We start from the raw sequence: 26794 nt of genomic DNA, 5'->3' as shown, positions 1-26794 counted from the left end.
GCTACTGCGGGCGAAGGACGATCAGGCCCGGGACAGTGCGGGCGTAGTCGAAGAACGGGGAGTCGACGACCTTGTTGTTCTCGGCGAGCGAGGACGCGTTGCGGAACACCGGGCCGTTCGGAGTCATGACGAAGAGGCCGACATGGGTGACGTCCAGTCCCGCCTGATCGGTGTACGCGCCGATGTAGTCGCCGGTGCGAAGCTGGCTCACGACAGCGTCGTTCACAGCGGCGCTCGGAATGAAGGTCATCGGCCGGTCGACCACCGGCAGTCCCGGAAGATACCGCCCACCATCGGCTTTCGCATTCAGCTGCTTGGTGACGGGGACCGCCGCCGCGCTCAGTGCGCCGGTGATATCGGTGGCGGCGATCCGGGGCGTGGCCGCCCAGTCGGTGAAGAAATGCTTCCGCTGCCGGTAGTCGACTTTGCCGCCGGCGTAGCGGGTTTCGATGAGGTTCGCGGTGAACTCGTCGCGGGTGGCGGACCTGCTGAGCGCTTCCACGTAATCGAGGTAGGTGAAGCAATCCACGCGCCGGAAGTCGACGACCAGCTCTTCGGGCCGGGTCGCCGAGCCGATCAGCAGGTTCGCCCCGTACGGCGTGCCCAGGAACCTGCGCGACAGTGCCTCGAGCAGTTCACCCTTGCTCCGCGTCGTCTCGCCCCGCACCGCCAGCAGCTCATCGATCTTGCGCGCGGTGACGTCATCGACGGCCGGGGTGGCGTGCGCCGTGGGCAGCACCAAGACCAGCGCCGCCAGGACGAGCAGTACGCGAGCGATGATGCGCACGGTGTTCGATACCAAGACGCGCCTCCAGCGATTGGTTCAAGGGCGACACCCACGGTAGCCCGTAATCTCACCGGCATGGCTTCCCTCTCGGATCCGAAGGTGCGCGACTTCCTCACCCACGCCACCCGCACCGGCAAAGTCGCTTTCGCCGCCAGTGACGGCCGCCCGATCGTGACGCCGGTCTGGTTCGTCCTGGAAGGCGACACCCTGGTCTTCAACACCGGCAAGAACACCGCCAAGGGCAAGGCTTTCGCCCGCGACGATCGCATCGCCCTGTGCGTCGATCTGGAGGAACCCCCGTACGGCTCCGTCCAGATCCAAGGAACCGTCACCCTCTCCGAGGACCCGGACGAACTCGTCCGTACCGCCACCGAAATCGGCGGCCGCTACATGGGCGCCGACCGAGCCGAGGAATTCGGCAAACGCAACGGCGTCCCCGGCGAACTCGTCGTCCGCCTCCACCCCACCAAAATCATCGCCTCCTTCGACGCCACCGCCTGATCGAGCGGCTCGCCGGGCTGAATAGACTGCGCGGCATGACCGTGCACTTCGTCGGGGCCGGGCCGGGGGCTGCGGACCTTTTGACCGTGCGCGCGGTCGAGTTGCTGCGGACCTCGCCGGTCTGCCTCTACGCGGGGACCTATCTGGATCCCGAGGTACTCGCGCACTGCGCTCCCGGCACCGAGCTGATCGACACCCAGCACCTGGACATCGACCAGATCACCGACCATCTGGTCCAGGCCCATCGGTCCGGCAAGGACGTGGCGCGCCTCTGCTCCGGCGACCCGTCCATCTACTCCGCGCTCACCGAACAAACCCGCCGCCTCGACGCCCACGCCATCCCCTGGGACGTCACCCCCGGCGTCCCCGCCTACGCCGCCGCAGCCGCGCTACTAGGTACCGAACTGACCGTCCCCGAACTGGTCCAGTCGGTAGTCCTCACCCGCACCCAGGCCCGCTCCACCGCCATGCCCGACTCCGAGGGCCTAGCCAACTTCGCCCGCACCGGCGCCACCCTGGTCCTGCACCTGGCCATCACCCGAATCAGAACCCTGGCCACCGAGCTGACCTCCGACTACGGCCCCGACTGCCCGGCCGCCGTCGTCTACCGCGCCAGCCAGCCGGACCAACTGATCCTGCGCGGCACCCTCGCCGACATCGCCGACCAGGTCGAAGCCGCCGACCTCCGCCAGGCCGCCGTCATCCTCGTCGGCCGCGCCCTCACCCCGGCCCTGAACTGCACGGTGTCCCACTTGTACGACCCAGCCCGGCAACGCCACGTCTGACAATCCGTGATGCTGCCCCTGCTCTTGGCCCTTGCCGGTTTCGCGTTCCTGGATTCCCTCGATGTGCTGGTGGCCGGGGTCATGACAGCGGTGGTGGTCGACAGTCGACTGGCCCGGCGGTCGCCGTGGCCGGGTGGGTTGAGTTTTCTCGGTGGGGTTTTCGCGGTCACCACGACGTTCGGCTTGTGCACCGTGCTGGGGTTGCACGCGCTGCGCGGGTTGATCGATTTCGAGATCACGCCGGGCCTGCGGTTTTGGGGAGAGCTGGGGATCGGGCTGGCGTTGATCGGGATCGCGGCGTTGCCGATGACAGCGCGGGCGGAGCCGCCGGCGTGGACGGTGCGGATGCGGCGCCGGCCGTGGCTGCTGGGTCTGGCCGGGCTGGCGATCGGGCTGGCGCAGGCCCCGACGGCAGTGCCGTACATCGGGCTGCTCGTCGACGCGCTCCTGCTGTGAGATCGCCGACAGCAAATCCAGCAAACTCATACCAGCCCGCGTGCCAGGCACGATGTTTCATTGCTATGGATCTTGGTTGGTTAGGGGTGGGCGGCGACGGTAGATTGTTTCGGTGGTCTGCAGCGAAGGTCCCGGCGATGCCGGTCGGTGGGTAGTGGGCTTGGTCGAGCCCATGTAACGAGATCGACCTTGGACAGATAGTGCCAATGAACATTTTTGTGCCTGATTGATATGAGAACTGAACCTGGATACGCGGGCGCCACGCTTCGATAGGTGAGCGTCCTGTCCGGGTGTCGTCGGGGAGCGCTTGCGTGGTGTTCCGGAAGCGAGGTTTCGGTTGGACCGGCTGGATGAGGGCGGGAACAGCGACTTTGGTGTGGAGTTTTTCCCACTGTCGCCCGCGCAGCTGGGCATCTGGTATGCCCAGCACGTCGATCCACAGGTGCCGATCAATATCGCCCAGTATGTCGATCTGCGCGGTGATCTGGATGTCGACACGCTGACCCGTGCCAGTGTCACCGCCTCGCACGAGCTGGGTTCGGGCTTCGTGCGCATCGTCGAGCGCGACGGCGAGCCGGTGCAGTTCGTCGATCACTCGATCGGCGCCTGGGACCAGGTGACCTATCTGGATCTGCGCGACGAGCCGGATCCGGAGGCCGCGGCGCACACGTGGATGCGCGCGGAGTACTCCAAGCCGATCGAGCTGACCACCGAACGGCTCATCACGGCTGCCGCGCTGCGGCTGTCCGAGGATCGCTGGTTCTGGTACACGCGCGCCCACCACATCGTGCTCGACGGCTTCGGCGCGATGAACAATATGAACAGAATCGCGGAGCTGTACCACGCTTTCGTGACCGGCGCGGAGCCGACGCCCGCCAAGGTGGCCGATCTGCCGACGCTGTATCAGCAGGAGATCACCTACCGCGACAGCACCCGCTTCGAGTCCGACAAGCAGCACTGGGCCGAGCGAGTGGCGGGTCTGGAGGAGGGCACCACCCTCACCGGACGCAACGCGGGCCCGGCGCCGCTGAACGGGATCGTGACCGCGGCGCTGTCCGACGCGCAGAACGAGCGTCTCGCCGCCACGGTCGCACGGCACGATTCGAGCTCGGCGCCGCTGCTGCTGGCGGCGTTCGGCGCGTATCTGGCGCAGTGGACCGGACGCGAGGACGTGATCCTCAGCCTGCCGGTGACCGCGCGCACGACCGCGGCGATGCGCCGTTCCGGCGGCGCGGTATCGAATATCGTGCCGCTGCGGCTGCGCCTCGCCTATGACACCACGGTCGCGGACCTGCTCAAGCAGGTGACGGTGGAGGTGTCGGGTGCGCTGCGGCATCAGCGCTACCGGCACGAGGACATCCGCCGCGACGCGGCCGGCGACGGCGTGGTCACCACCGAGTTCTTCGGTCCGTGGGTGAACATCATGCTGTTCAACGACGAGCTGACCATGGGCTCGATGACCGGCGCGCTGCATGTGCTCTCGACCGGCGCCATCGAGGACCTGGGCGTCAATTTCTATACCTCCCAGGGTGGTTCGCGCTCGCATATCGACTTCGAGACCAACCCGAATCTCTACACCGAGGCCGAAGCGCGTCAGCATCATTCGCGTTTCCTGGAGTTCTTCGATCGGTTCCTGGCCGCGGACGGCGCGGCGAAGGTCTGGGACCTGCCGGTCACCTCCGAGGCCGAGCGTGAGCAGACGCTGCTGGACTGGAACGACTCCGAGCACGAGGTCCCGGTCACCACGCTGCCCGCCCTGCTGGACTGGCAGATCCCGCTGACCCCGGACAACATCGCCCTGGTCTTCGAGGACGAGCAGCTGACCTACGCCGAGTTCGGCGCGCGGGTCAACCAGCTGGCCCGGTTCCTGATCGCCGACGGCGTCGGCCCGGAATCGCTTGTCGCGCTGGGTATGCGGCGTTCGCTGGAGCTGGTCATCGGCATGCACGCCGTGCTCAAGGCCGGTGGCGCCTATGTGCCGATCGATCCGGATCACCCGGCCGACCGCACCGCCTACATCCTCGACTCGGCCGACCCGGTCTGCGTGCTGACGCTGTCCTACGACGACCTCGAGCTGCCCGAGCACATGCGCCGGGTGCACATCGACACCCTCGACACCTCGGCCTATTCCGAAGCGCCGGTGACCGATTCGGATCGCCTGGCGCCGCTGCGCCCGGACAACACCGCCTACGTCATCTACACCTCGGGCTCCACCGGACGCCCCAAGGGTGTCGCGGTCACCCATCACGCGATCGTCAACCAAGAGCTGTGGATGCTCGGCGAGTACCGGTTGACCGCCGACGATGTCTACCTGCAGAAGACCGCGACCACCTTCGACGTGTCGCTGTGGGGCTATTTCATGCCGCTGATGGTCGGCGGCAAGCTGGTCATCGCCAGCCCCGACGGCCACCGCGACCCGCTCTACGTCGCGGACATGATCGAACGCCACGGCGTCACCGTCACCGACTTCGTACCGTCCATGCTGACGGTGTTCGTCGCGCACGCCACCAAGGCTCAATGCGCCACGCTGCGTGCGGTTTACGTGATCGGTGAGGCGCTGCCGCCGAAGACCGCCGCCGGTTTCCGCGCTATCTCCACCGCCGGCCTGCACAACCTGTACGGCCCTACCGAAGCCGCGGTCTCGGTGACCTACTGGGAGGCCACCGCCGCCGACACCGTCACGGTGCCGATCGGTATCCCGGAGTGGAATGTCGAAGTCTACGTGCTGGATTCGCGCTTGCGACCGGCCGCGATCGGCGCTCCCGGTGAGTTGTATCTGGGTGGGCGTCAGCTCGCCCGCGGCTACCGCGGCCGCCCCGACCTGACCTCGGACCGGTTCGTCGCGAACCCGATCTCGGGCAACGGTTCTCGCATGTACCGCACCGGTGACCTGGTGCGCTGGAACGCCGCCGGTGTGCTGGAGTACATCGGCCGCACCGACTTCCAGGTCAAGTTCCGTGGCCAGCGCATCGAGCTCGGTGAGATCGAAACCGTCACTCTGGCCCATCCCGCGGTCAGCCAGTCCGCGGTGCTGGTGGTCGATACCGCGACCGGTCAGCAACTGGTCGCCTACGTCGTGCCCGCGCCCGGTCAGTCGGTCGATCCGGTCGAGCTGACGCGTTTCGCTTCCGAGCAGCTGCCCGCCTACATGGTGCCCGCCTCGGTGATGGTGCTCGAGGCGTTCCCGCTCAACACCTCCGGCAAGCTGGACCGCAGGGCTTTGCCGGATCCGGTGTTCAGCGCCGATGCGGCTGGTTTCCGGGCTCCGCGCACGCAGGCCGAGCACATCGTGGCGGGGATCTTCGCCGACGTGCTCTCCCAGGAGCGTCTGGGTATCGACGACAACTTCTTCGATCTCGGCGGTAACTCGCTGGTCGCCACCCAGGTGGTGTCGCGGATCGGTGCGGCGTTCGGCACCCAGATCGGTGTCCGGGCGTTGTTCGAGACCCCGACTGTCGCCGGTATCGCCGCGCGCGCCGAAAACGCCGCTCCCACCGAGGGTTCGCGTCCGCCGCTGGTCGCGCAGCCGCTGCCCGCCCGGGTGCCGCTGTCGCTGGCGCAGCAGCGGATGTGGTTCATCAACCAGTTCGATCCGGCCGCACCGACTTACAACCTGCCGTTCGTGGTCCGCCTGCGCGGCCACGTCGATATCCCGGCTTTGCGGGACGCGCTCAACGATGTGATGGCGCGTCAGGAATCGCTGCGCACGGTGTTCCCGGAATCCGGGGACGGCGGCTACCAGCAGGTGGTGCCCGACGACGAGATCAACCTCGCGATCTCGGTGCAGGCCATCGACGAATCCGAATTGCTGTCCACGCTGACCGCTTTCGCGGCCACCGGCTTCGATGTGTCGCGGGAACTGCCGATCCGGGTGCGGATCTATCAGGTGACCGGCGGCTCCACCAACGGCACCCCCGATCACGCGGTCGCGTTCGTGGTGCACCACATCGCCGCCGACGGTTTCTCCTTCGGGCCGCTCTCGCGTGATGTGGCGACCGCCTACCTGGCGCGTGCGGCGGGGGAGGTCCCGGCGTGGGCCCCGCTGCCGGTGCAGTACCAGGACTACAGCATCTGGCAGCGTGAACTGCTCGGCTCGGAATCCGATCCGGGTTCCATGGCTGCCCGCGAGATCGCTTACTGGCGGCGGCAATTGGCCGGTCTGCCCGATCAGCTGGACCTGCCGACCGACCGCCCGCGTCCGCCGATGCAGAGCTTCCACGGCAGCCGGATCAGCTTCGACATCGACGCCGATCTGCATACCCGTCTCTCGGCTTTGGCTCGGGCACAGGGTGTTTCGCTGTTCATGGTGATGCACGCCTCGCTGGCGGTGCTGCTGGCGCGGCTGTCGGGCACCAGCGACATCGCGATCGGTACCCCCGTGGCCGGTCGTGGCGAGCAGGCCCTCGACGACCTGATCGGCATGTTCGTCAACACCCTGGTGTTGCGTTCGGATGTGGACGGCAACCAGCCGTTCACCGAATTGCTCTCGCACACACGTGAAACCGATCTCGCGGCGTTCTCCTACGCCGACATCCCGTTCGAGCGCCTGGTCGAGGTGATCAACCCGACCCGCTCCCAGGCACGGCATCCGCTGTTCCAGGTGATGTTGTCGTTCCAGGAGATGTCGCACGCGACGCTGGAGTTGCCCGGGCTGACGGTCACCGCCGACGAGCTCGATGTCGATATCGCCAAGTTCGATCTGCAGTGGACCGTCACCGAAGAGCACGGCGGGCAGGGCGAACCGGCGGGTATGACCGCCGTGGTGTCCTACGCCACCGACCTGTTCGACGCCGGCACGGTCACCGAGTTCGCCAACCGCTACCTGCGGGTGCTCGAAACCGCTGTCACCGCACCGGAATCCAAGGTGCACGACATCGATATCCTCGACGCCGGGGAACGCACCCAGGTGCTCACCGGGTGGAACCGGACCGCGCACGAGGTGCCTGCCGGGACCCTGGTGTCGATGTTCGAGGCGCAGGTCGCGCGCACTCCCGACGCGACTGCGCTGACCTTCGAGGGGACAAGTCTGTCCTACGCCGAGTTCAGCGCGCGGGTGAATCAGCTGGCCCGGCACCTGATCTCGCTGGGCGTTGGCCCGGAGTCGATGGTCGCGCTCGGCATGAGCCGTTCGCTCGAGCTGGTCGTCGGCATGTACGCGGTGACCGTGGCTGGTGGCGCGTATGTGCCGCTGGATCCGGATCATCCGGCCGAGCGCACCCACTACGTGCTCGAGACCGCGGCACCGGTCTGTGTGCTGACGACCTCGCGCGACGACTTCGACGCCGGTTCGGTGCCCGCCATCGAGATCGACGAGCTCGATCTGTCCGAGTACTCGGCCGCGCCGGTCTCGGAGACCGAACGCCGCGGGGCGCTGCGTGGTTCGAATACCGCCTACGTGATCTTCACCTCCGGTTCGACGGGCCGCCCGAAGGGTGTCGCGGTCTCGCATGCCGCGATCGTGAACCGCCTGGTGTGGATGCAGTCCGAGTACGGGCTCGCCGGTACCGACGTGGTGCTGCAGAAGACTCCGGCCACCTTCGACGTGTCGGTGTGGGAGTTCTTCTGGCCCTTGCAGATCGGCGCCCGCCTGGTCGTCGCCAAGCCCGACGGCCACCGCGACCCCTCGTACCTGATCGACGTGATCACCGAGGAGCAGGTCACCACGGCGCACTTCGTGCCGTCGATGATGTCGGTGTTCGTGGCCGAGCTGCGTCCGGACGAATGCCACAGCCTCCGTAATGTTTTCGCCTCCGGTGAGGCGCTTCCGGCCGCGACCGCGCAGCGGTTGATGTCGATGACCGGTGCGCGCCTGCACAACCTGTACGGCCCCACCGAGGCCGCGGTCGACGTCACCTATCACGAGGTCACGGTCGCGGACACGGTGTCGGTGCCGATCGGCGCGCCGGTGTTCAACACCCAGGTGTACGTGCTGGATTCGCGTCTGAACCCGGTCCCGGTGGGTGTCGCGGGTGAGCTGTATCTGGCTGGTGTGCAGTTGGCGCGCGGCTATGTCGCCCGCCCCGACCTGAGTGCCGACCGCTTTGTGGCGAATCCGTTCGGCGCCGATCGTGCGCGGATGTACCGCACCGGTGACTTGGTCACCTGGACTGCCGATGGTGAGCTGGAGTACTTGGGCCGCACCGACTTCCAGGTGAAGCTGCGTGGTCTGCGGATCGAGCTCGGCGAGATCGAAGCCGCCCTCACCGGTTTGGAGTCGATCGCTCAGGCTGTGGTGCTGGTGCGTTCGGATGATCGCCTCGGTGATCAGTTGGTCGCCTATGTCATCGCGGCCGCGGGTCATTTGATCGATATCGATGGCGTCCGCACCGAGCTGGCGGGTGAACTGCCCGCATACATGGTGCCCTCGGCGTTCGTCGTGCTCGACGAGTTCCCGCTCAACGCCTCGGGCAAGCTGGACCGTAAGGCGTTGCCCGCGCCCATCTTCGAGGTCAAGACCTTCCGCGCCCCCTCGACTCCGATCGAGGAGATCGTCGCCCAGATCTTCGGCGAGGTGCTCGGCATCTCCCGGATCGGCGTCGACGACGACTTCTTCGAACTCGGCGGCAACTCGCTGATCGCGACCCAGGTCGCCTCCCGCCTCGGCATCGCGCTGGACACCCGCGTCCCGGTGCGCATGCTCTTCGACGCCTCCACGGTGGCGGCGCTGGCCGCCCGCGTGGAATCGCGTGCCGGTGACGGCGCCCGCAAGGCGCTGGTCGCCCGCGAGCGTCCCGAGGAAGTGCCGCTTTCCCTTGCGCAGCAGCGCATGTGGTTCCTGAACCGCTTCGACACCGAGTCCGCGGTCAACAACATCCCGGTCGCCATCCGCCTGTCCGGTGAACTCGATGTCGCCGCGCTGCAGGTCGCGGTGATCGACGTGATCGACCGGCACGAGTCGCTGCGCACCGTCTTCCCGGAGACCGCGGGCGGCCCGGTGCAGGTGGTGCTCGACGCGGCGCAGATCGTGCCGGACCTGACGCCGTATCGGGTGACCGAGTCGACGTTGTTCGAGCATTTGATCGATCTGGCGTCGATGGCTTTCGATGTCACCAGCGAAGTGCCTTTGCACGCACGGCTTTTCGAGATCAGCGATACCGAGTATGTGCTCGGCATGGTGATGCATCACATCTCCGCCGACGGCTGGTCGATGGGGCCGCTGGCGCGTGATGTGATGGTCGCCTACGCCGCGCGCACCCTGTGGGAGCCCCCGGCCTGGTCGGAGCTGCCGGTGCAGTACGCCGACTACTCGCTGTGGCAGCGCGAGGTCCTCGGGTCCGAGGAGGACCCGAAGTCGTTGATCTCCAACCAGATCGCCTACTGGGCGCGTGAACTGGCCGATCTGCCTGACGAATTGGTGTTGCCCTCGGATCGGCCGCGTCCGGCGGTGGCCAGCTACCGCGGTGGCACCTATCCGTTCGTGATCTCCGGACAGACTCAGCGCGCGTTGATCGAGCTGGGCCGCAAGTACAACGCCTCACCGTTCATGGTGCTGCACAGCGCGCTGGCGGTGTTGCTGGCGCGGCTGTCGGGCAGCGCCGACATCGCTATCGGAACCCCGGTCGCCGGTCGTGGTGAGGCCGCGCTCGACGACCTGATCGGCATGTTCGTCAACACCTTGGTGTTGCGGACCCGGATCGAGGAGTCGGCGAGCTTCGCCGATCTGCTGGCCACCTCCCGCGAAACCGACCTGCACGCCTTCGCCCACGCCGACGTGCCGTTCGAGCGTTTGGTCGAGGTGCTCAACCCGGCGCGTTCCCAAGCCCGCCACCCGCTGTTCCAGGTGATGCTGGCGTTCCAGAACACCAAGCAGGCCAACCTGGAACTGCCCGGCCTGTCGATCAACGGCATCGATTACGACGCCGGTCTGGCGAAGTTCGATCTGCAGCTGACGTTGCAGGAGATCCAGGACGAACACGGCGAATCGACCGGGATGTCGGCCGAGTTCTCCTATGCGCTGGACCTTTTCGACGAAGGCACCGTCGCGGCGTTCGCCAGCCGCCTGGACCGGATCCTGGCCGCGATCATCGCCGACCCGAATGTCGCGATCGGCGATATCGACCTGCTCGACGAGCGTGAACGTGACCTGGCCCTGCTCGGCTGGAACCACACCGCACGGCATTTCGACACCGAGGGCACACTGGTCGCGGAGTTCGCGGCACAGGTCGAGGCGACCCCGGACAATGTCGCTGTCGTGGATCCGGAAACCGGTTCGGCACTGACCTACGCCGAGTTCGCGAGCCGGGTCAACCGGCTGGCCCGCCGCCTCATCGAGGCCGGTGTCGGCCCGGAATCCCTGGTCGCTCTCGGCTTGCGCCGCTCGACCGACCTGGTCGTGGCCGCCTACGCCGTGCAGGCCGCGGGCGGCGGCTACGTGCCGCTCGACCTCGATCAGCCCGCCGAACGCATCGGCTACGTCCTGGAATCGGCGGCACCGGTCTGTGTGCTGACCACGTCCCGGGACGAGTTCGACGCCACCGGTCTGCCCACGCTCTCGGTCGATGACGCGGACCTATCGGGCTACTCCGCCGCCATGGTCACCGATGCCGAGCGCATCGCCCCGCTGCGTTCGCAGCACCCCGCCTACGTCATCTTCACCTCCGGTTCGACCGGCCGCCCCAAGGGTGTCGCGGTCTCGCATGCCGCGGTCGTGAACCAGATCCGCTGGATCACCGGCGAATACGGCATCGGCGCGCACGACGTGGTGCTGTTCAAGACCCCCGCCACCTTCGACGTGTCGGTGTGGGAGTTGTTCGGCCCGTTGAGCACCGGCGGCCGCATCGTCGTCGCCGGCCCGGACGGGCACCGCGATCCGCAATACCTCGCCGACGTGATCGAAGCCGAGCGGGTCACCATGACCTCGTTCGTGCCCTCGATGCTGACTGTCTTCGCGGGCAGCGCCGACACCGCCGGTGGCGCGGCGAAGCTCGCGTCGCTGCGCACCCTGTTCATCGCCGGTGAAGCCTTCACCGGTGATCAGGTCAAAGCGATCCGACGGGTCAGCTCCGCCGAACTCCACAACCTGTACGGTCCAACCGAATTCACTGTCCACGCCACCCACGCCCCGGTCGCCGACATGGTGGAGGGCGCGGTCCCGATCGGCCTGCCGGTCTGGAATGCCCAGGCCTACGTGCTGGATTCGCGGCTGCACCCGGTCCCGTCCGGCGTCGCGGGTGAGCTCTACCTCGCGGGCGATCAGCTGGCGCGCGGCTACTACGGCCGGGTCGACCTGACCGCGGATCGCTTCGTGGCCAACCCCTTCGGGACCAACGGCCAGCGCATGTACCGCACCGGCGACCTCGTCACCCGCACCGCCGACGGCGCCATCGTCTACCTCGGCCGCACCGACTTCCAGGTCAAGCTACGCGGCCTGCGCATCGAGCTCGGCGAGATCGAAACCGCGCTCAGCGCACACGAATCCGTCGCCCAGTCGGTCGCGCTGGTGCGCTCGGATGCCCGCACCGGCGACCAGCTCGTCGGCTACGTCGTGCCCGCCGGTGACGCCGCGCTCGACCTGGACGAGTTGCGTGCACACCTGAGCGCCCTGCTGCCGTCCTACATGGTGCCCACCGCCATCGTCGTGCTCGATGTCATGCCGTTGAACCCCAACGGCAAACTGGACCGGAAAGCCTTGCCGGAGCCGGTCTTCGAGGCCCGCGAGTTCCGCGCCCCGGGCACCCCGATCGAGCAGATCGTCGCGAAAACCTTCGCCGAGGTGCTCGGCCTGACCGAGCGCCCCGTCGGCCTGGACGACGACTTCTTCGACCTCGGCGGCAACTCGCTGATCGCCACCCAGGTCGTCGCCCGCCTGAGCGGCGCCCTGGACACCCGCGTCCCGGTCCGCCTGCTGTTCGAGGCGCCGACCGTCGGCGCGCTGGCAAGCCGCATGGAGGCACACGCGGGCACCGGCGCCCGCCCGGCACTGGCCCCGGTCGAGCGCCCGGAGTACCCGCCGCTCTCGCTCGCCCAGCAGCGCATGTGGTTCCTGAACCGCTTCGACTCCGACTCCGCCGCCAGCAATATTCCGGTCGCGGTGCGCCTGCACGGCGCCCTGGACATCGACGCGCTGCGGCAGGCCGTCGCCGACGTCATCGCGCGGCACGAATCGCTGCGCACCGTCTACCCGTCGCACGAGGGCATCGCCTATCAGCAGGTGCTGCCCGCCTCGCAGGCCGTGCCGCGGTTGGACGTCGATTACGTCTCCGAGACCGAAATCGCCGCCGCGCTTTACGATTTCGCGATCGAGGGCTTCGACGTCACCGCCGAACCGCCGGTCCGGTTGCGGGTCTTCCAGGTCGATGCCCGCCAGGGTGGCGGCCACCGCTGGCGCGACACCACCCAGGATTATGTGCTCGCCGTCGTCGTGCATCACATCGCGGCGGACGGTTTCTCGATGCGCCCGCTGGTGCGCGACCTCATGGCCGCCTATGTGGCGCGCCGCGCCGACTCGGTGCCGGGCTGGTCGCCGCTGGCCGTGCAGTACATCGACTACGCGGTGTGGCAGCGCGACACCCTCGGCTCCGAAAACGACCCGGGTTCGCTGATCGCCGGGCAGCTGAACTACTGGCGCGACGCCCTCGACGGCCTGCCCGAAGAGCTGCGGCTGTCCACCAAGCAGCGGCCCGCCGTCGCGTCGTATCACGCTGGGACACACCGGTTCCGGGTCCCCGCCGAGCTGTCCGCCGAGCTGAACCGGGTCGCGCACGCCAACGGCACCACGCTGTTCATGGTGGTGCACGGCGCGTTCGCCGCGCTGCTCGCGCGGATGAGCGGCACCGAGGACATCGCCATCGGCATTCCGGCCGCCGGCCGTGGCGAGCAGGGTCTCGACGACCTGGTCGGCATGTTCGTCAACACCCTGGTGCTGCGCACGAATGTCGATGCGGCGCAGTCGTTCACCGACCTGCTCGCGCAGGTCCGGGAACGCGATCTGCAGGCGTTCGCGCACACCGACGTGCCGTTCGAGCGGCTGGTCGAGGTGCTCAACCCGGCCCGTTCGCAGTCGCGGCATCCGCTGTTCCAGGTGATGCTGTCCTTCCAGAACCTGGGCCGGACCGCGCTGGAACTGCCGGGCCTGCGGGTCTCGGAACTCGAAATCGACCAGCCGACAGCCAAGTTCGATCTGCAACTGTCGCTCGGCGAGGTGCCGGGCACGGGCAACGAGTCGGCCATGGACGCCGAGCTGGTGTTCGCCACCGATCTTTTCGACAACGCGTTCGCCTACGCGTTCGCCGATCGCTTCGTGCGCGTGCTCGAAGGTATCGCCGCCGACCCGTCGATCACCATCGGCGATATCGAACTGCTCGACAACGCCGAACGCGCGCTGGTGCTGAACCAGTGGAACGACACCGAATTCGCCGTCGATGCCGCGCTGACCTCCCCGGTCGGCGACGCTGCCGCGACCCTGGTGTCGATGTTCGAAGCTCAGGTGGAGCGCACCCCGGACGCGACCGCGCTCACCTTCGAGGGGACGAGTCTGTCCTACGCCGAGTTCGCCGCGCGGGTGCACCGCCTGGCGCGCTGGCTCAAGCAAGCCGGGGTGGGCCCGGAATCGTATGTCGCCCTGGGTATGCGGCGTTCGCTGGACCTGCTCGTCGGCGTCTACGCGGTGCAGGCCGCGGGCGGCGCGTACGTGCCGCTGGATCCGGACCACCCGGCCGAGCGCATCGAGCACATCCTCGACACCGCCCGCCCGGTCTGCGTCCTCACCTCGGGCGACGACCTGGCCGCCACCTCCACCCGGCAAGTGCGCATCGATCAGCTGGATCTGGCGGAGTTCTCCGCCGCCCCGCTGACCGACGCCGAGCGGCACCGCCCGCTGCGCCCGGGCAACACCGCCTACGTCATCTTCACCTCCGGCTCCACCGGCCGCCCCAAGGGCGTCGCGGTCTCGCATGCCGCGATCGTCAACCGCATGGTGTGGATGCACGCCCAGTACGGGCTGTCGGCCGAGGACGTCGGCCTGCAGAAGACGCCGTCCACCTTCGACGTCTCGGTGCCGGAGTTCTTCTGGCCCTTGCAGATCGGCGCGCGCCTGGTCATCGCCAAGCCGGACGGGCACCGCGATCCCGCCTACCTGGCCGAGCTGATCCAGCGCGAGCAGATCACCACCGCGCACTTCGTGCCGTCCATGCTGAGCATGTTCATCAACGAAGACGCTGCCGCGCACTGTGTTTCGCTGCGGCACGTGTTCTGCTCGGGTGAGGGCCTGCCCGCACCGGCCGCGCAGCGGATCCGGGAGCTGACCGGCGCCCGCGTGCACAACCTGTACGGACCCACCGAGGCCGCGGTCGAGGTGACCTTCCACGAGGTCGTCGACGCCGACATCAGCTCGGTGCCGATGGGCGCGCCGGTGTTCAACACCCAGGTGCTGGTGCTCGACGCGCGCCTGCATCCGGTGCCGGTGGGCGTCCCGGGTGAGCTGTACCTGGCGGGCGCGCAGCTCGCCTATGGGTACGTCGGCCGCCCCGACCTGACCTCCGACCGTTTCGTCGCCAACCCGTACGGCGCCCCGGGCGCACGCGCCTACCGCACCGGCGATCTCGTGGTCTGGACCCCGGGCGGGGAACTGGAATACCTGGGCCGCACCGACTTCCAGGTGAAGGTCCGCGGCCTGCGCATCGAGCTCGGCGAGATCGAATCCGCGCTCACCGCACAGGGTTCGGTCTCCCAGGCCGTGGTCGTGGTGCGCCACGACGAGCACACCGGCGATCAGCTGGTCGCCTACCTGGTGGCGAACCCGGACCGGGCCATCGACATCGAATCGGTCAAGGACACCCTGGGCCGGCAGCTGCCTGCCTACATGGTGCCCGCGGCCTACCTGGTGCTCGAGGAGTTCCCGCTCAACGCCTCCGGCAAGCTGGATCGCAAGGCCCTGCCGGAACCGGTGTTCGAGGCGCGCGAATTCCGCGCCCCGGCTACCCCGGTGGAGCAGATCGTCGCCGGAATCTTCGGCGAGGTGCTCGGCGTGGACCGGGTCGGTCTCGACGACGACTTCTTCGCCCTCGGCGGCAACTCCCTGGTCGCGACCCAGGTCGCGGCGCGCCTCGGCGAAGCCCTCGACACCCAGGTGCCGGTGCGGCTGCTGTTCGAGACCGCCAATGTCGCGGCGTTGGCCGCGCGCGTGGAATCCGCTGCGGGACAGGGCGGCCGGGCGCCGCTGACCGCGCGTCCGCGCCCGGATCTGGTGCCGCTGTCGCTCGCGCAGCAGCGGATGTGGTTCCTGAACCGCTTCGACAACCAGACTGCCGTCAACAACATCCCGGTCGCGATCCGCCTGACCGGCGAGCTGGACGTGGCCGCGCTGAGCGCCGCCATCGGCGACGTGCTCGCGCGGCACGAGGCGCTGCGCACCGTCTACCCCGAGGTGGAGGGCACCGGTTTCCAGCAGGTGCTGCCCGCCGACGAAGTCCGGTTCGAGCTCACCGCGCAGCCGGTCACCGCGGCCGAATTGACTTCGCGCATCGTCGAACTGGCGAGCGTGCACTTCGACGTGACCACCGAGATCCCGTTTCGCGCGCAGCTGCTGCGCCTGGACGATCGCACCCACGTCGCGGTGCTGGTCATGCACCACATCAGCGGTGACGGCTTCTCGCTGCGCCCGCTGCTGCGCGATGTCGTGGTCGCCTACACCGAGCGTGCGCGCGATGAGGTGCCCGGCTGGGCGCCGCTGGAGGTGCAGTACGCGGACTACGCGCTCTGGCAGGCCGAGGTGCTCGGTTCCGAGAGCGATTCGGAATCGGTTGCCGCCCGCCAGATCTCGTACTGGACCGAGCAGCTGCGTGACTTGCCCGAGCAGATCGAGCTGCCCGCCGACCGCCCGCGTCCGGAGATCGCCGCCAACACCGGTGGCCTGCACAACTTCTCGATCGACGCCGAGCTGCGGCAGGCGCTCGAGGACACCGCCCGCGCGCACGGCGTCACCCTGTTCATGGTGGTGCACGCCGCGCTCGCGACCTGGGCGGCGCGACTGTCCAACAGCACCGACATCGCCATCGGCACCCCCGTCGCCGGGCGTGGTGAACGCGCGCTGGACGACCTGGTCGGCATGTTCGTCAACACCCTGGTGCTGCGCAGCGAGGTCGACCTCGGCGCGAAGTTCAGTGACCTGCTCGAGCAGGTGCGCCGCACCGACCTGGCGGCATTCGCGCACGCTGACGTGCCGTTCGAGCGGCTCGTGGACGTACTCAGCCCGGCCCGGTCGCAGGCGCATCACCCGCTGTTCCAGGTGGCGCTCACCTTCGAGGCCGCCTCGGCGTCCGATATGGGCACCGTCGCACTGTCGGGTCTCGACCTCGATGTCGTCGAATTCGACGCGGGCACAGCGAAGTTCGACGTGCAGCTGACCGTGGGTACGACCCGCGACGGCGCGATGGCGCTGTCCTGGAACTACGCCACCGAACTGTTCGATCCGGAGACGGTCGCGTCCTTCGCCGATCGCCTGGTGCGCATCCTGCACAGCGTCGCCGAGGATCCCGCAGTAGTCGTCGGCGATATCGATCTGCTCGGTGAGGCCGAGCGGCTCGATGTCTCGCAGCGCTGGGTGTCCTCCGGAATCGATACCGCCACAGGGCGGTTCGCCGATTCCGAGATCACCTTGGTCGACCTGTTCGACGAGATGGTGGCCGCGCATCCGCACCACACCGCCGCCAAATTCGGCAACGAGGCGCTGACCTACAGCGAACTCGATCGCCGCGCGAATGTGCTGGCGCGCAGGCTGATCGCCGACGGCGCGGGCCCGGAGAAGCTGGTCGCGGTGATCCTGCCGCGCTCGCTCGACCTGGTGGTCGCGCTGCTCGCCGTGGTGAAGACCGGCGCGGGCTATGTGCCGGTGGACCCGACCTACCCGGCCGACCGCATCGCCTACGTGCTCGAGGATTCCCGGCCGACCAGCGTCATCCTGGATTCCACCGTTCAGGTGCGGGTCCCGTCCGAGCTGCCGAGCGTGGTGCTGGACGGATTCGCCGTGGAGACCGGCGATGTCGAGGACGCCGACGACCTGCCGATCACCGACGCCGACCGCAACGCGCCGCTGTCGCCGGATCACGTCGCCTATGTCATCTACACCTCCGGCTCCACCGGCCGCCCCAAGGGCGTCGCGGTCGCGCACCGGAATGTGGTGCGGCTGTTCGCGAATACCGATCGCGACTTCGGCTTCGGCGCCGAGGACGTGTGGACGCTGTTCCACTCCTACGCCTTCGACTTCTCGGTGTGGGAGCTGTGGGGCCCGCTGCTGTTCGGCGGCACCGTGGTGGTCGTCGACTACTACACCTCGCGCTCGCCCGAGCAGTTCCTGGAACTGCTTCGCGTGGAACGGGTTACGGTGCTCAACCAGACCCCGTCCGCGTTCTACCAACTGGCCGAAGCGGATCGCAACGCCGCACCGGGCGCCGCACCGCTGGCCTTGCGCTACGTGGTGTTCGGCGGCGAGGCGCTCGAATTGCGCAGGCTCGGTGACTGGATCGCGCGCCACGGCGACGGCCTCGCCGCGGGGACCGGTCCGCTGCTGGTCAACATGTACGGCATCACCGAGACCACGGTGCACGTCTCCTACCGCGCGCTGGACGCCGCGACCATCGCCGCCGCCTCCGGCAGCATCGTCGGCCGCGCCATCGCCGGTCTGCGGGTGTTCGTGCTCGACAACCGGCTGCAGCCGGTCCCGGTCGGTGTCGCGGGCGAAATGTATGTCGCCGGACCGCAATTGGCGCGCGGCTACCTGCGCCGCGCCGACCTCACCGCGACCCGGTTCGTGGCCAACCCGCTCGACGCCGGCGGTTCACGCCTGTACCGCTCCGGCGACCTGGCGCGCTGGAACCGCTTCGGCGAACTCGAATACCTGGGCCGTGCCGACGATCAGGTGAAGGTCCGCGGTTTCCGCATCGAGCTCGGTGAGATCGAAGCCGCCGTGCTGGCCCAGCCGGGTATCGCGCAGGCCGCGGTCATCGTGCGCGAGGACCAGCCGGGCGATCAGCGCATCGTCGCGTACGTGGTCTCCGAGCCGGATGTGGCGCCGGATCTGGACGTGGTGCGCGCGGGCGCCGGTGAGCGGCTGCCGTCCTACATGGTGCCCACGGCGCTGGTGCGGCTCGAGTGGATTCCGCTGACCGTCAACGGCAAGCTGGACCGTCGTGCGCTGCCCGCGCCCGCCGTGCAGGCGCGCAAGTTCCGGGCTCCGGTCACCCCGGTGCAGGAGACGGTCGCGGCGGTCTTCGCCGACGTGCTGGACCTGCCGCGGGTGGGTGTCGACGACGACTTCTTCGAACTCGGCGGCAACTCGCTCATCGCGACCCGGGTGGTGTCCCGGATCGGCGCCGCGCTCGGCACCACCGTTCCGGTGCGCGCGCTGTTCGAGGCCTCGACCGTGGAAGCGCTCGCGGCCCGGGTGGAATCGCACACCGGCGACGCGCGTGCTCGCCTGGTCGCGCGCCCGCGCAAGACCGATGACCTGGTACCGCTGTCGTTCGCGCAGCAGCGCATGTGGTTCCTCAACAAGTACGACACGGCTTCTGCGGCCTACAACCTGCCGCTGGCCATGCGCCTCACCGGCGCGCTCGACGTCGAGGCCCTGCGACTCGCGGTCGCCGATGTGGTGCGCCGCCACGAATCGCTGCGCACCCGCTACCCCGAGCACGGTGGCAGCCCGGTCCAGGTGATCGTCCCGGCCGAGGACATCGAACTCGATCTGCACCCGGTGCCGGTCGCGGCGGCCGAACTGATCACCGCGGTAACGGAATTCGTCACCGTCGGCTTCGACGTCGCCGAGGAAGTGCCGCTGCGCACCCGCCTCTACGCGGTAACCGACGCAGCGGCCGACCGCACCGAGCACGTCCTGGTCGTCGTCGTGCACCACATCGCCGGTGACGGCTTCTCCATGGGCCCGCTGACCCGCGACGTGATGACCGCCTACACCGCGCGCACTCAGGACAGCGCGCCCGGCTGGGCGCCGCTGGAAGTGCAGTACGCCGACTTCGCGCTCTGGCAGCGCGAAGTCCTCGGCAGCGAAGACGATTCGGATTCGCTGATGGCCCGTCAGGTCGCCTACTGGCAGCAGGCGCTCGCCGGTATCCCCGACGAACTGACGCTGCCCACCGATCGGCCGCGTCCGGCCGTCGCCTCGCACCGCGGCGCCACGCTGCAGCGCGAACTGCCCGGCGAACTCGTCGCGGCACTGGAAGACGTTGCCCGCCAACGCGGTGCGTCGCTGTTCATGGTCATGCACAGCGCGCTCGCGGTGCTGCTGGCCCGTCTGTCCGGCACCGAGGACATCGCGATCGGCTCCCCGATCGCGGGCCGTGGCGAGCAGGCGCTCGACGACCTCGTCGGCATGTTCGTCAACACCCTGGTGCTGCGCACCGGAATTCAGGGTTCGGAGTCGTTCGCCGACCTGCTCGACCGGGCCCGCGGCACCGACCTGGACGCCTTCGGCAACGCCGATGTCCCGTTCGAGCGGCTCGTGGAACTGCTCGCGCCGGAACGCTCGCAGGCGCGCAACCCGCTGTTCCAGGTGGCGCTGGCCTTCCAGAACCTGGATCGCACCAGCCTGGAACTGCCCGGCCTCACCGTGTCCGCGCTCGATCTCGACGAGAGCGTCGCGCGCTTCGACCTGCAGTTCACCTTCGCCGAGAACGCGACGGGCGCAACCACTCTCGCGCTCACCTACGCGACCGAGCTGTTCGACGAGTCGACCGCCGCCGGATTCGCGACGCGACTGCAGCGCGTGCTGGAGGCCGTCGCCGCCGACCCGGCGATCACCGTCGGCGATATCGAGGTGCTCGACGCCGGCGAGCGCACCGATCTGCTCGCCCGCACCGGTGGACCCGCCGTCGCGCCGCGCACCCTGCCCGACCTGCTGGTCGCGGCCGCCGCGCGGGATCCGCAGGCGCCCGCGATCGTGTACCAGGGGACAACTCTGTCCTACGGGGAGCTCGACGAGCGCTCGAACCGCCTGGCGCGCTTGCTGATCGCCGAAGGCATCGGTACCGAGGACCTGGTCGTCGTCAGCATTCCGCGGTCGGCCGACTCCTGGCTCGTGTCGCTCGCGGTGTCCAAGACCGGCGCCGCGTTCGTGCCGGTCGACCCGACCTACCCGGCCGACCGTATCGAGCACATGCTCACCGATTCCGGCTCGCCCGTTGGTCTTACGGTCGCCGCTGTGCGCGACGATCTGCCGCAGTCCACGCGCTGGCTGGTGCTCGAAGACCTCGACCTCGACGGCTACGACGGCGGCGAAATCACCGACGCCGACCGGGTCAGCCCGCTGCGCACCGACAGCGCCGCCTACGTCATCTACACCTCCGGCTCCACCGGCCTGCCCAAGGGCGTCGTGGTCTCGCACGCCGTGCTGGCCAACTTCGCGACCGCGCAGATCGAGAACTACAAGCTCGATTCGTCCAGCCGCGCACTGCAATTCGCCTCTCCGAGCTTCGACGCCTCGATCCTGGAGCTGCTGCTCGCGCTCGGCCCGGGCGGCGCGCTCGTGGTGGTGCCGACCGGCGTGTACGGCGGTGACGAACTGACCGAGGTGATCCGCCGCGAGCGGGTCAGCCACATCTTCATCACCCCGGCCGCGCTGGCGACCATGGCGCCGAACGATCTGGACGACCTGCGGCTGCTGGCGGTCGGTGGCGAGGCGTACTCGCCGGAGCTGATCGCCAAGTGGGCAACCCCGTTGCCGGACGGAACGATTCGCCGATTCCACAATGTGTACGGCCCGACCGAGACCGCCATGGTGGTCAACATCAGCACCCCGCTGGCCGCGGGTGACCCGATGCCGATCGGCGGTCCGATCCGCGGTATCCAGTCGCTGATCCTGGACAACCGGTTGCGGCCGGTGCCCGTCGGTGTGGCCGGTGAGCTCTACATCGCCGGTATCCAGCTGGCGCGCGGCTACCACGCCCGCCCGGGCCTGAGCGCCGACCGTTTCGTCGCCCACCCGTTCGCCGCGGGCGAGCGCATGTACCGCACCGGTGACGTGGTCCGCTGGACCGCGGACGGTGCGGTGGAGTACGTGGGCCGCAGCGACTTCCAGGTGAAGGTGCGCGGTTTCCGCATCGAGCTCGGCGAGATCGACAGCGCCCTCAGCGCGCACGAGACCGTCGACTTCGCTGCCACCCTCGGCCACAAGAACGCGGCCGGCGCCACCTCGCTGGTGTCGTATGTCGTTGCCGCGCCGGGTCGTTCGATCGATATCGCGGCCCTCACCGCCATGCTCGAGGACCGGCTGCCCGCCTACATGGTGCCGTCGTCGATCATGGTGCTCGACCACGTACCGCTGAACCCGGTCGGCAAGCTGGACCGGAAGGCGTTGCCGGAGCCGGTGTTCGCCACCGAGGTCACCTTCCGCGCCGCACGCACCCCGGTCGAGCAGACCATCGCCGAGGTGTTCGCCGAGGTGCTCGGCCTGGAGCGGGTCGGCGTCGACGATTCCTTCTTCGCGCTCGGCGGCGACAGCATCGTCTCCATTCAGCTGGTTTCGCGGGCGAAGGCCCGTGGCGTGGTGTTCACGCCGCGGCACGTCTTCGAGCAGCGCACCGTCGCCGGACTGGCCGCGGTGGCCGAAACCGCCGAAGCCGCGGAGGCTTCCGCGATCGTGCTGGACGAGCTGCCCGGCGGGGGAGTCGGCACCATGCCGCTCACCCCGGTGGTGCGCTTCATGGCGGAGCGGCAGGGCTCGTTCGGCCGGTTCAACCAGACCATGGCGCTCGAGCTGCCGATCGGCATCGATCGGGCGGGTATCGCCAAGACCGTCGGCGCGGTCATCGATCGCCACGACATGCTGCGCGCGAGCTTGCGCCGCGACGGTGACGAGTGGCTTGTCGAGACCGCCGCACCCGGCAGTGTCGATGTCGACGCGCTGATCGAGCGAGTCGAGTTCGACGCCACGGTGTCCGACGACGAGCTCGTCGAGATCGCCACGGCCGCTCTGGATTCCGCGCTGGATCGCTTGGATCCCGGTGCCGGCGTCGTGGTTCGGTTCGTCTGGCTCGAGCCGTCGGACGCCGGCCGCATGGGCCGCCTGATCGTGATCGCGCACCACCTCGTCATCGACGGCGTGTCCTGGCGCATCCTGGTGCCCGACTTCGTCGCGGCCTGGGGCCAGCTCACCGCCGGTCAGGAACCCGAACTCGTCGCACCCGCGACCTCCATGCGCGCCTGGGCGCACGCCCTGCGGCGGGAAGCCGAAAGCGCCGAGCGCACCGCCGAACTCGACTACTGGCGGTCGGTCGCGGGCGCGCCCGACCCGCTGCTCACCGAGCGTCCGCTGGATCCGGCCCGCGACACCTCCGGCCGGATCGAGAAGCTGAAGGTGGAGGTCTCCGCCGAGGTCACCAAGGCGCTGCTGACCACCGTGCCCGCGCTGTTCCACGGCGGCGTCAACGACGGTCTGCTGACCGCGCTGGCGCTGGCGACCGCGAAGTGGCGGGCCCGTCGCACCGGCACGCGTGCCGACGATTCGCTGCTGATCCGGCTCGAAGGCCACGGTCGTGAAGAGGAAGTCGTTCCGGGCGCGGACATTTCGCGCACCGTCGGCTGGTTCACCACCATCTTCCCGGTCCGGTTCGACCTGTCCGGCGTCGATATCGATGCCGCGCTGGCCGGTGGCCCGGCGCTGGGCCAGGCCGTGAAGGCGGTCAAGGAGCAGCTGCTGTCGGTGCCGGACAAGGGCATCGGTTACGGGCTGCTGCGCTACCTGAACCCAGCCACCGCCGGCGAGCTGCCCGTGGAGTTGCCCGGTCAGGTCAGCTTCAACTACTTGGGCCGGATCTCGGACAACGATGTGCCCGAAGCGCTCCGGGGCTTCGGCTGGATCCCCGCGCCGGAACTCGGTGCGCTCGGCGGATCCTACGACGCCGACATGCCTGCCGCCGCGCCGCTGGACATCAACGCGATCGTGGTCGGCGACAAGCTGACCGCGAATATCGGCTACCCGTCGACGTTGCTGGCCGAGGACGAGGTCCGCGAGTTCGGCGAGCTGTGGACGACCGCGCTGGAAGCGGTTGCGCGGCACGCCAATTCGGCCGACGCCGGTGGACACACGCCGTCGGACTTCGCGCTGGTGCGCACCACGCAGCGCGATATCGACGGCTGGGAGCAGCGCTTCCCCGCCCTCGCGGATGTGTGGCCGCTGGCCGCGTTGCAGGCGGGCCTGCTGTTCCACGCTCGCCTCGCCGCGAGCTCGGTGGACGTCTACACCGCACAGGCGGTGCTGACCCTCACCGGTCACGTCGACCCGGTGCGCTTGCGCGCCGCCGCACAGGCGCTGGTGGACCGCTACGAGAACCTGCGCACCGCGTTCGTCACCGACAACGCGGGCAACCCGGTGCAGCTGGTGCTCGACAGCGTCCGCGTCGCCTGGGCCGAGCACGACCGTGTCGGCACCGGGGATGCCGCCGACCTCATCGACGCCGATCGCCTGCAGCGCTTCGACCTGACCGCGCCGCCGCTGATCCGGTTCACGCTGATCCAGACCGAGGCGCACAGCTGGCAGTTCGTGGTGTCCAACCACCACATCCTGCTCGACGGCTGGTCCATGCCGCTGCTCATGCGGGATCTGCTGGGGCTCTACGCATTGCATGCCGATGCGACCGCGCTCCCGGCGGTGCGCTCCTACCGGAACTTCCTGGAATGGACTGCGCAGCAGGATCATTCGGCCTCGGTGGCCGTGTGGGCGGACGCGTTGCGCGGTGTCGGTGAGCCGACGCTGCTGTCGCGCCCGGACGCCGGTCGCGAGATCACCTCGCTGTCCGGTGAGTACTTCTTCGAGCTGGACGACACGCGGACCGCGCGCCTGACCGAACTGGCCGCCTCGCTCGGCGTCACCGCCAACACGGTGCTGCAGGTGGCGTGGGGCATCCTCGTCGGCCGCCTGACCGGGCGTGACGATGTGCTGTTCGGTACCACCGTCTCCGGCCGCCCGGCGGAGCTCGCCGGCGTCGAGAACATGGTGGGCCTGTTCATCAACACCGTGCCGGTGCGGGTGCGTTTCGACGCGTCGGAACCGGTGCGGCAGTTGCTGACTCGCGTGCAGGGCGAGCAGGCCGACCTGCTCGACCACCACTATGTGGGCCTGGCCGACATCCAGTCCGCCGCGGGTATCGGTGGACTGTTCGACACCCTCGTGGTGTTCGAGTCCTACCCGGTCGACGCCGAAGGCATCCAGGCGCAGGCCGCCGATATCGACGGCATGGCGGTGACCGGCCTGGACGCGGCCGACGCCACGCACTACCCGTTGACCCTTATCGCTCAACTGGATTCGCGACTGCGGATCCGCGCGGGCTACCTGCGTGATTTGTTCGACGAGCAGACGGTGCGCCGGATCGCGGATCGCCTGATCCGGGTGCTCACCGCGATCACCACCGAACCCGCTGCGGCCGTAGGCGATATCGAACTCGTCGATGCCGCCGAGCGCGTGCTCGTGGTGGCGGGCTGGAACGACACCGCGCACGAGGTCGACGAGACCGCGACCCTGGTCTCGATGTTCGAGGCGCAGCTGGCGCGCACCCCGGACGCGACCGCGCTGACGTTCGAGGGGACAACTCTGTCCTACGCCGAGTTCGCCCGCCGGGTCCACCCGCTGGCGCGCTGGCTCATCGACCGCGGCGTCGGCCCGGAAACCGCTGTCGCCCTCGGCATGCGGCGCTCGGTCGACCTGGTGGTCGGCATGTACGCCGTCGTGCTCGCCGGTGGCGCCTACGTGCCGCTGGACCCGGATCACCCGGCCGAGCGCACGGAATACATTCTCGCGACCGCCGATCCGGTGTGCGTGCTGACCTCGGGCAGCGATCTGGAGCTCGATACCGCGCAGGTGCGCATCGATCTGCTGGATCTGTCCGGGTACTCGGATACGCCGGTCGCCGCGTCGGAGCGCCGCACCGCGCTGCGCCCGGACAACACCGCCTACGTCATCTTCACCTCCGGTTCCACCGGTAAGCCGAAGGGTGTCGCGGTCTCGCATGCCGCGATCGTGAACCGCCTGGTGTGGATGCAGTCCGAATACGGGCTCACCGACGCCGACGCGATCCTGCAGAAGACGCCCGCCACCTTCGACGTGTCGGTGTGGGAGTTCTTCTGGCCCTTGCAGATCGGCGCACGCCTGGTCGTCGCCAAGCCGGACGGGCACCGCGATCCGGCCTACCTGGCCGAGATCATCGCCGCCGAGCGGGTCACCGTCACCCACTTCGTGCCGTCCATGCTCGCGGTCTTCGTCGCGGACGCGGCTGCCGCGCAGAGCACGTCGCTGCGGATGGTCTTCGCTTCCGGTGAAGCGTTGCCGCCCAAGCCCGCTCACCGTTTGCGTGAGCTCACCGGTGCTGCGCTGCACAACCTGTACGGCCCGACCGAAGCGGCCGTCGACGTCACCTACCACGAGGTGACCGCCGCCGACACGGACACGGTGCCGATCGGCGCCCCGGTGTTCAACACCCAGGTGTACGTGCTGGATTCGCGACTGCGGCCCGCGCCGGTCGGTGTCGCGGGTGAGCTCTACCTCGCGGGCACCCAGCTGGCGCGCGGCTACGTGGCGCGCCCCGACCTGTCCGCGGACCGGTTCGTCGCCAACCCATTCGGCGCCGACGGCGCGCGGATGTACCGCACCGGTGACCTGGTGGCCTGGACCGCTGATGGTGAGCTGGAGTACTTGGGCCGCACCGACTTCCAGGTGAAGCTGCGCGGCCTGCGGATCGAGCTCGGCGAGATCGAGTCGGCGCTCACCGCGCTGGATGAGATCGCGCAGTCTGTCGTGGTGGTCCGTGCCGATCAGCGCCTCGGCGATCAGCTGGTGGCCTATGTCGTTGCCGCGCCGGGCCTGCCGCTCGACACCGATCTGGTGCGGGAGGATCTGGGCCGGCAGCTGCCCGCCTACATGGTGCCCGCGCTGATCATCGTGCTCGCCGAGTTCCCGCTCAACGCCTCCGGCAAGCTGGATCGGAAGGCGTTGCCCGCGCCGGTGTTCGAGGCCGCGGTGTTCCGCGCGCCGACCACGCCGGTCGAGGAGATCGTGGCCGACACCTACGCCCAGGTGCTGGGCGTCGACCGGGTGGGCCTGGACGACGACTTCTTCGCGCTCGGCGGTAACTCGCTGTCCGCCACCCAGGTCGCGGCCCGCCTGGCCGCGGCGCTCGACACCGACCTCGGTGTCCGGGAACTGTTCGAGGCCTCCACGGTGGTCGCGCTGGCGGCCCGGGTGGAGTCGCGTGCCGGTGGTGGCGCGCGCGCCGCGCTGGTGCCGCAGCCGCGTCCGGAGCGGGTGCCGCTGTCGCTGGCACAGCAG

At 68.9% G+C, this 26794-nt stretch carries 4 protein-coding genes and 1 pseudogene (1 of these 5 only partly in view); 4 read left to right on the top strand and 1 reads right to left on the bottom strand.

Annotated elements, in window-relative coordinates; genetic code table 11:
* Position 1: 1 nt before the first annotated feature.
* Positions 2-802, bottom strand: coding sequence for a DUF1460 domain-containing protein (locus IBX22_RS13835; RefSeq protein ID WP_228538810.1), 801 nt, complete (start codon positions 800-802; stop codon positions 2-4).
* 60 nt (positions 803-862) lie between these two features.
* On the opposite strand from IBX22_RS13835, the gene IBX22_RS13830 reads away from it, so the two are divergent.
* The 4 genes and pseudogenes from IBX22_RS13830 to IBX22_RS13815 form a co-directional block, all read left to right on the top strand.
* The gene (locus tag IBX22_RS13830) at positions 863-1288 is read left to right on the top strand and encodes a PPOX class F420-dependent oxidoreductase (protein WP_194815989.1); all 426 of its coding nucleotides are present in this window, start codon (positions 863-865) and stop codon (positions 1286-1288) included.
* 35 nt (positions 1289-1323) lie between these two features.
* Positions 1324-2073, top strand: a complete 750-nt coding sequence (gene cobM, locus IBX22_RS13825) for a precorrin-4 C(11)-methyltransferase (RefSeq protein ID WP_194815988.1) — start codon at positions 1324-1326, stop codon at positions 2071-2073.
* A gap of 9 nt (positions 2074-2082) precedes the next feature.
* Positions 2083-2523: pseudogene (locus IBX22_RS13820) on the top strand (GAP family protein); the annotation flags it as partial.
* A 343-nt stretch (positions 2524-2866) separates the two neighbouring features.
* Positions 2867-26794 carry the 5' portion of a non-ribosomal peptide synthase/polyketide synthase gene (locus IBX22_RS13815; protein WP_194815986.1) on the top strand. Its footprint extends 13089 nt past the window's final position, so only the first 23928 of its 37017 coding nucleotides appear in the window; the start codon lies at positions 2867-2869; its stop codon lies off the right edge, out of view.

Source organism: Nocardia sp. XZ_19_385, assembly GCF_015355755.1.
In the GTDB taxonomy this organism is placed as follows: Bacteria; Actinomycetota; Actinomycetes; order Mycobacteriales; family Mycobacteriaceae; genus Nocardia.
The sequence above is the reverse complement of the archived record's forward strand: the minus strand, read 5'-3'. Positions and strand labels throughout refer to the sequence as shown.